The organism is Collinsella aerofaciens (assembly GCF_040915425.1).
Lineage (GTDB): Bacteria > Actinomycetota > Coriobacteriia > Coriobacteriales > Coriobacteriaceae > Collinsella > Collinsella aerofaciens_BW.
Map to the genome: position 1 here is coordinate 1 of NZ_JBCPDN010000104.1, position 4,089 is coordinate 4,089.

The following is a 4,089-nucleotide window of genomic DNA, read 5'->3' on the forward strand; positions in this document are numbered from 1 at the left end:
GGCGTGGAGGACACCTTGGCAAGGCTCGACCTCGTCGCGCCCGACGGCAGCCTAAGAAACGCCGCGGTGGAGCTGTTCTGCGAGGGATCCGACACCTACCCCAGGATGAAGCTGGGGCTTCTGGGCGGCAACACCAAGGCCAAGATCCTCGACCTGCGCCGCGAGTGCGGCACCATGCTCAAGCTGCTCGACTTCGCCGAGTACTTCGTGACGTCGAACATCAGGCGCGAGTTCGTCATCGGCGAGACGGGCATGTACCGCAAGGAGATCCCCGAGATCCCGGCCGAGGCCATCCGCGAGGCGGTTGCCAACGCGCTGTGCCACCGCGACTACACCACCGGCACCGCCGTCGAGGTCAACGTGTTCATGGACACCGTCCAGATCGTGAGCCCGGGCCTGTTCCCCGAGGGCGACTCGCCGCAAGAGCACCTAGACGGTACCGCGAGCGAGTTCGGCCTCCGAAACCCCGCGATCGCGCGCACCCTGTTCCGCGCCGGCGTCATCGAGCAGTACGGCACGGGCATACCGCGCATCAAGGAGGCCTGCGAGGCAGCCGGCGTGAGGTTCCGCTTCGAGCAGACCGTCAACAGCACCGTCGTCGTCTTCGAGCGTCCTGGGTTACAGAAAGCGGCCTTCAGGAGAACCGCGGCCGACAACCGACCGCTCCTCAGCGAGCGCGAACGAGCAGCGATGGCAATTGCCGCCGCTCAGGGGAAAATCACGACCTCCGACCTCGCGCGGGAGTCCAATGTCGGTAGGAAAACGGCCTCGAAGACTCTGAAAGACCTTGCCGGGCGAGGCCTGTTGGAATGGGTAGGGAAAAGCCCGAAAGACCCGCACCAGTTCTACAGGATGCCAAGCGAAGTTTGAGGCTGCAGGTCCTAGCCGGGAAACAGGCCCATTGCGTTTGCTGCCCTCCCCCTGCTGGGCACTACTGAGTAATCTACTGGGCACTGCTGAGTAATCTACTGAGTAGTGCCCAAGCGCGAGTTGGCAAGTCCGCCGAAGCCCAGAGAAACGGCTCCGAAGAATATACTGACCGCTACTGACCGCTACTGATCGCGGCATTCGGCAGGCCCGCCGAATGCCGCGGTCTCCCGAGACTAGCAGAGCCGCCCTTATTGTTAGCGCTGCCGAAGCAAGCCCTACTTCAGCAGCAACTTGAATTTTCGTGCGATGAGCCTCCCCGGAGCCAAGAGCCTTTTGCCCTAATCACAACACCGCAATTCAAGCACCGCAGAAAACTCCATTAGCGATGAACCAGCCACTTGAAGACGTGATCAAGGTGCGGCAAGGGGTCAAATTCGGAAGTGCGGGGAAAATCGAAGAAATGCTAACCAGGCCCCAGTTTTCGCTTCCGCGAACTGCGGTTTTGGTGCTAAAAATCGCGTTGTGCTCGAAGGTTCTCGATTTTCCCCGCACTTCCGTAATTACATCCTTGGATCGAGAGTGCAGGCAACAATGACGTCATCCGCGATAGCACCCAACAGTCACGGACGTACAAAAGGCCGTTGCCGGAAGCCTCCATACAACGACTCTTCTTTGCGTGCGCCACGCTCGCAATGCTCCATTAAATGTAACTAATTGATTTGCTATATACCATTCATAATGGCACATAGCAAATCAATTAGTTACATGTGGAGGCAGAACATGAGGGAGTACGTCGAGAAGCAGCTGCACACTAGAGTCGATTGCGAGCCCAACGACGCCTCGGAAATAACGACGCAAAACTCTTTCCGAAAGTGTAGGTGAGCGAAATGGCGACTCATGCATACGATGACCTTTATTCTTATCTAGCCGCATTCAAGAACAGCTCTCTTGCCGAAATAATTGCGTACCTTTTTGTGCAACAAAAAAAAGCCGCTCAACCTGCGGCTTTTCTTATTTGGGCATGAAAAAAGGCGACCGCCCTATGTGGACGGTCGCCTTTGTAAATTGTTGTGTCAGTTGCCTTAGGCGCGGGTCTTGATCTCCTCAGTCACCTTGGCAACAAACTCGTCGACGCTCATCTGAACGGTCTCGTTGGAGCGATCACGGACGGAGATGTTGCCGGCCTCGACCTCCTTCTCGCCCAGGATGAGCATGTAGGGCACGCGGTCGATGCTGCGGGCCTCACGGATCTTGTAGCCGATCTTCTCATCGCGGTCGTCGCAGACCACGCGGATGCCGGCCTCCTCCAGCTTGGCGCACACCTCGTGGGCGTAGTCGCGGCTCTTCTCGGAAACCGGAAGTGCCTTGACCTGCACGGGAGCCAGCCAGGTGGGGAACTTACCCGCAAAGTGCTCAATCAGAATACCGATGAAGCGCTCGATGGAGCCAAAGCATACGCGGTGCAGCATGATGGGGCGCTTCTTGGTGCCGTCGGCGTCAACGTACTCCAGGTCAAAGTTGAGCGGCATCTGGAAGTCGAGCTGGACGGTGCCGCACTGCCAGGTACGGCCGAGCGAGTCCTCCAGGTGGAAGTCGATCTTGGGGCCATAGAAGGCGCCGTCGCCCTCGTTGACCTCGTAGTCCATGTGCAGCTGCTCCAGAGCGGTGCGCAAGCCCTCCTCGGCGCGCGCCCAGTCCTCGTCGGAACCCATGGAGTCCTCGGGGCGGGTGGAAAGCTCAACGTGATACTTAAAGCCAAACTTCTGGTACACGGAGTCGATAAGGTTGACCACGCCCACAATCTCGTCGGTCAGCTGGTCGGGACGCACAAATAGGTGGGCATCATCCTGGTTAAAGCAGCGCACGCGGAACAGGCCGTGCAGGGCGCCGCGCAGCTCGTGGCGGTGCACCAGGCCAATCTCGCCGGCGCGAATGGGCAGCTCGCGATAGGAATGCGGCTTGGAGGCGTACACCAGCACGCCGCCCGGGCAGTTCATGGGCTTAATGCAGTACTCTTCGTCGTCGATGACGGTAGAGTACATGTTGTCCTTGTAGTGGTCCCAGTGGCCCGAGGTCTTCCACAGCTGCTTGTTCATGATGAGCGGCGTGGAGATCTCCACGTAGCCGGCCTTGTGGTGGATCTCGCGCCAGTAGTCCAGCAGCGTGTTCTTAAGGATCATGCCGTTGGGCAGGAAGAACGGGAAACCGGGGGCCTCGTCTCGCATCATAAAGAGGTCCATCTCGCGGCCGATCTTGCGGTGGTCGCGCTTCTTGGCCTCCTCCAGCATGTGCATGTGCTCGTCGAGCTCTTCCTTGGTGGCAAAGGCGACACCGTTGATGCGGGTGAGCATCTTGTTGTCCTTGTCACCCTTCCAGTAGGCGCCCGAGACGCCGGTGAGCTTAAAGGCCTTAAGAGCCTTGGTGTAGCAGATGTGGGGGCCGACGCACATGTCGATGTAGTCGCCCTGCTGGTAGAAGGTGATGCGGGCGTCGTCGTCCAGGTCGCCGATGTGCTCGACCTTGTACTTCTCGCCGCGCTCCTCCATAAGGGCGATGGCCTCGGCGCGGGGCTTCTCGTACACGGAGAACTTGAGGTTCTCCTTGACGATCTTTTTCATCTCGGCCTCGATCGCAGGGAAGTCGTCCTCGCTGATCTTGACGCCCTCGGGCAGGTCGACGTCGTAGTAGAAGCCGTTGTCGGTCGCGGGACCGTAGGCAAAGTCGGCCTCGGGGTACAGGCGCTTGATGGCCTGCGCCATGATATGCGCGGCGGAGTGACGGATGACGTGCGTGACCTCGTCCTGCGGGAGCTCGGCCACCGAACCGTCATTGTAGAGTGCCTTCATGGGTATGTTTTCTCCTCTCGGATGCCTGATGCAAGTGCGTGCGATGCGCTCGGCGTTTTTGACTTGCATCATTATAGGCAGGTTGCCTTGGTATACAAGCGCCCGCCGCACCTTAATGGCACGGCGGGCGATTTTCTACGCATGCTTCATCGTGTGGGGGCGGGGCTGCGGAGCGCGGGGCGCCCGTGGCTTACGACCGGCCCGGCGATGGATGCGTTACTGGATGCGAGTTCGGCAGTACGGGCAGACCTTCCAGTGCGCATCGAGCGGGCGATGGCAGCTGGGGCAGACGTTGCGAACCTGGGTATCGCACACCGGGCAGACGACGAAGTCCTTCTCGATGGGCGCGCCGCACTGCGGGCAGGTGCCGTAC

Annotated in this window: 3 protein-coding genes; 1 reads left to right on the forward strand and 2 read right to left on the reverse strand. The window is 59.7% G+C overall.

Going from position 1 to position 4,089, the window contains the following annotated elements; genetic code table 11:
• The coding region (locus AB5164_RS09890) for an ATP-binding protein (RefSeq protein WP_368148065.1) at nt 1–870 on the forward strand (870 nt) is incomplete at its 5' end.
• A gap of 1,082 nt (nt 871–1,952) precedes the next feature.
• On the opposite strand, the gene thrS is transcribed toward AB5164_RS09890, so the two are convergent.
• The gene (gene thrS / locus AB5164_RS09895; RefSeq protein WP_055309551.1) at nt 1,953–3,716 is read right to left on the reverse strand and encodes a threonine--tRNA ligase; all 1,764 of its coding nucleotides are present in this window, start codon (nt 3,714–3,716) and stop codon (nt 1,953–1,955) included.
• A 216-nt stretch (nt 3,717–3,932) separates the two neighbouring features.
• On the reverse strand, nt 3,933–4,089 hold a 157-nt coding region (locus AB5164_RS09900), incomplete at its 5' end, for a double zinc ribbon domain-containing protein (protein ID WP_368148067.1).

What these genes read in the sequence shown, in the direction of transcription:
- thrS (WP_055309551.1), bottom strand. Translation starts at nt 3,716, where the DNA reads ATGAAGGCACTCTACAATGACGGTTCGGTGGCCGAGCTCCCGCAGGAC.